The 3,082-nt window shown below is 34.5% G+C and carries 3 protein-coding genes; all 3 read left to right on the top strand.

Features of this window, described 5'->3' with window-relative positions; translation table 11 throughout:
* Nucleotides 1–621 precede the first annotated feature (621 nt).
* A complete protein-coding gene (locus tag ACYQ2E_RS11220) occupies nucleotides 622–924 on the top strand; it encodes a hypothetical protein (protein WP_460018148.1) in 303 nt (100 codons plus the stop codon).
* Between the two features lie 645 nt (nucleotides 925–1,569).
* Nucleotides 1,570–2,742, top strand: coding sequence for a hypothetical protein (locus tag ACYQ2E_RS11215; protein WP_460018147.1), 1,173 nt, complete (start codon nucleotides 1,570–1,572; stop codon nucleotides 2,740–2,742).
* A gap of 1 nt (nucleotide 2,743) precedes the next feature.
* The coding region (locus ACYQ2E_RS11210) for a hypothetical protein (protein WP_460018146.1) at nucleotides 2,744–3,082 on the top strand (339 nt) is incomplete at its 3' end.

The raw sequence follows: 3,082 nt of genomic DNA, 5'->3' as shown, positions 1-3,082 counted from the left end.
GTATTATATATTAAGAGGGCAAAAAATTGATTATTATTCTGGATTTGTCAGCTTCAGCCGAATTTTGGCAATTGTAGCAACGGCAAAAAGGCGTCACTTCAACGCTTACCATTTTGAGACAAATGTCGAAAACTTGATTAAAATTTTTTGAAACATCTTGCAAAAAAATACGTATTATATATTAAGAGGGCAAAAAACTTGATTATTATTCTGGATTTGTCAGCTTCAGCCGAATTTTGGCAATTGTAGCAACGGCAAAAAGGCGGCACTTCAACGCTTACCATTTTGAGACAAATATCGAAAACTTGACTAAAATTTTTTGAAACATCTTGCAAAAAAATACGTATTATATATTAAGAGGGCAAAAAATTGATTACTATTTTGGAGTTGTTAGTTTCAACTGAATCATGACGATTGCAAAATGGTAAACAGTCGACTGTTTACTGTTAATATTGAAGCTTCAATAAAAGCAACCTGACCGTTAACTTGAGCGTACGAAGAGAAAATGGAAGGATTGCAAATGCTAGTTTGCCCTAGTAACACGTGTTAGGGACTAAACGACTCCACTCAGGTGTTATATATCAAAAATAACGCCAACCATAATTTTAGAAAGGATTCGACATGAAATCAATTAATCTTCTTCAAAGTAAGACTGGAAATGACCGTCTTAAACTCCTATTGCTTCCAATGACTTTCTTAGCTTTCTCACCTGTTCTTTTGTCAGGCATTCTGGGGTGGAAACAACTTAAGGTTATTAGCGTAATAAGAACAGCTTATAATCTATGGAAGGGTGGCTCAAGTATTCGAGCAGCACTGTCGGCTGCAACAGGCGGCTGGGGCTGGGCTGTAAGTCTTCTCCTCCAATTCGGCATTGCTTGGCTTGCTTCACAGGCATTTAGCGGTAGCTGGATAGTGGGCTATTGATGCCTATCATCCCTTACTAAAGCAGGTGTGGGTGGCGATGTAATCATATTGTCACCTGCATTTTTACAAGAATACACAAATCAAGTAGATGAAAACTGTTGGAAAGGATTGGACACAACCTATGATAAACTTGGCAGCAAAGAAAATAGTACAGTATTTCCTTTTAGCGCTTATTTTGCTATCCTCAATTACTTATATCGTTTTTTCTAATTATTCAACACAATTGAAATATCTTATGTTTATTTTTTCAGTTATTTCGGTTCTCATATCAGTCGGAGTATCGCAGTATCTATTGAAATTCATTCTGAATTTATTTTCAGTGTTTAAAGCAGAAAAATGGCAGATGATACTAAATTCTTTTTATCTTTATCTCTTTTTTAATTCAATCTTTCTGATTGGTATACAAAATTTTGGCCAGACTTTTTCAGTTATTTCTGTCATAAATCCATTGTTGTTTATTTATCTTTTCTGTATAGCAATATGGTTGAAACAAGAATTCATACTGGGAAAAGTAATAGGTTCGGTTGTATCCTTTTACACGCTTAATACAATCTTTGCAATAGTCGGGATGCTAATAAAATGATAAAAATTGCCTCTTTATACTACAAACTGAATAAATCTAGTTTTTTCAGCTCAAATCCTCTTTTGTCAGAAATTGATTCATTTTATAAAGGAATAATTTACGGTATCTATACAGTGGCAAGATGTTTAGTCTATGTCTTAGCTTTTGTTGTGATTAACGTTTATTTGAGACAAGAAGAACTCAGCCTTTTTCATCTTTTGATTTCACAAATTCTTTTGCTGACAGTATCTGTTTTCCTTCTCTCTAAACAGGCATTAGCTAGTAATAAAAGAATTAGAAGCCTGGATTTTCTTTTGGGCGGAAGTTTTGCATATCCAGAACGACTTCTTAATATCAGGAAAGTTGCGATTTATTATTCTAGTTTTATGCTGGGATTTGTCTTCTTAATTGACGGAAATATGCTGTTTTATTATCGTAATGCTCCAGCATGGCAGATTTTGTGCATTTTTTCAATTTCATTTCTCTCACTCGCTTATGTATTTAGGAAAACTGTTTCTATCACAATGGAAGATAAGCTGTCGGAAAAAGCGTATTATCCGTGGTTTTTTCAGTATATTCTCGTAGGTTTTGCAGCAATTACTTTCATCTATTTATTTCAAAAAAATAGTTTCAGTATCCAATTTAGTACTAACGGAAGTATATGGATGCTATCATTTGTTCTTTTTACACTGACAGGCTATACCATTTTTGATAGTCTCAAAAGTAAATTATTCCAAGCTTTTAAAGGCGCTCAAGTTACTCGAAAAACAAACAATTCTCGTAGGTTTAGCGGGGTAACTCAAGACTATGCCGAAGTCTATATCAGAGGTGCAGCATTATGGCTAATTGGTCCGTCAGTCGCTTTGAGATTTATTCCTATCGGCGAACTAAGCAAAGTGTTTATTTTGCTCATTTTAACTTCGTTTTTATTAACCCCCAACTTATGCAGTAAAATTATGCTTAATTACACAAAGTTGTTCGGCAAGCATGTAAGATACTTTCTTTTCCGCTACAGCATAAGTATTTTAGGTTTTATTCTGCTTATTCAAATACTTCTCTGTATTTTTTCAGGACTGTCTCTAGAATTTTCAGCCTTTTCTTTGATAGGTGCAGTCATTTTGCTTTCAACACGCATTGTAACCGCGGTCTTTATCCTCGAAAGCGGTCACAGCGATAATCGGAAGATGGATTATTACGGTTTCTTTGTTATGACAACACTCTTCTTATTCGCGTTTTTTGCTTATTATTGGAGGTAGCATGAAAAGAATTTCACTATTATTTATAACTTTCTGGCTTCCTTCTCTGATTGTACTATCTCTGTCGTTGGCTGCAGGAGATTCATCATCTACGCATCAAGGGAATCCGGCTTCTTTATCTTTTTTGACTATTTTTACAAGAAACATGATTGTAGTGGTTTTGTTGATTGTTGCAGGGTATATCCATAAAAAGTTTGCTTATCTCATTTTTTATTTTAACTCTGTTTACTTTTCAATTGTTCTAGTGCTAGCGGGCAATGCTGCAGCAAATCTATTAGAAGTGAGTAAATATGGTATTTTTGAAACTTTAGCTCTTTCTGTAGCCTGCTATATTGGAATT

The organism is Lactovum odontotermitis, from assembly GCF_054658595.1.
The sequence above is the reverse complement of the archived record's forward strand: the minus strand, read 5'-3'. Positions and strand labels throughout refer to the sequence as shown.

What these genes read in the sequence shown, in the direction of transcription:
- ACYQ2E_RS11220 (WP_460018148.1), top strand. Translation starts at nt 622, where the DNA reads ATGAAATCAATTAATCTTCTTCAAAGTAAGACTGGAAATGACCGTCTT.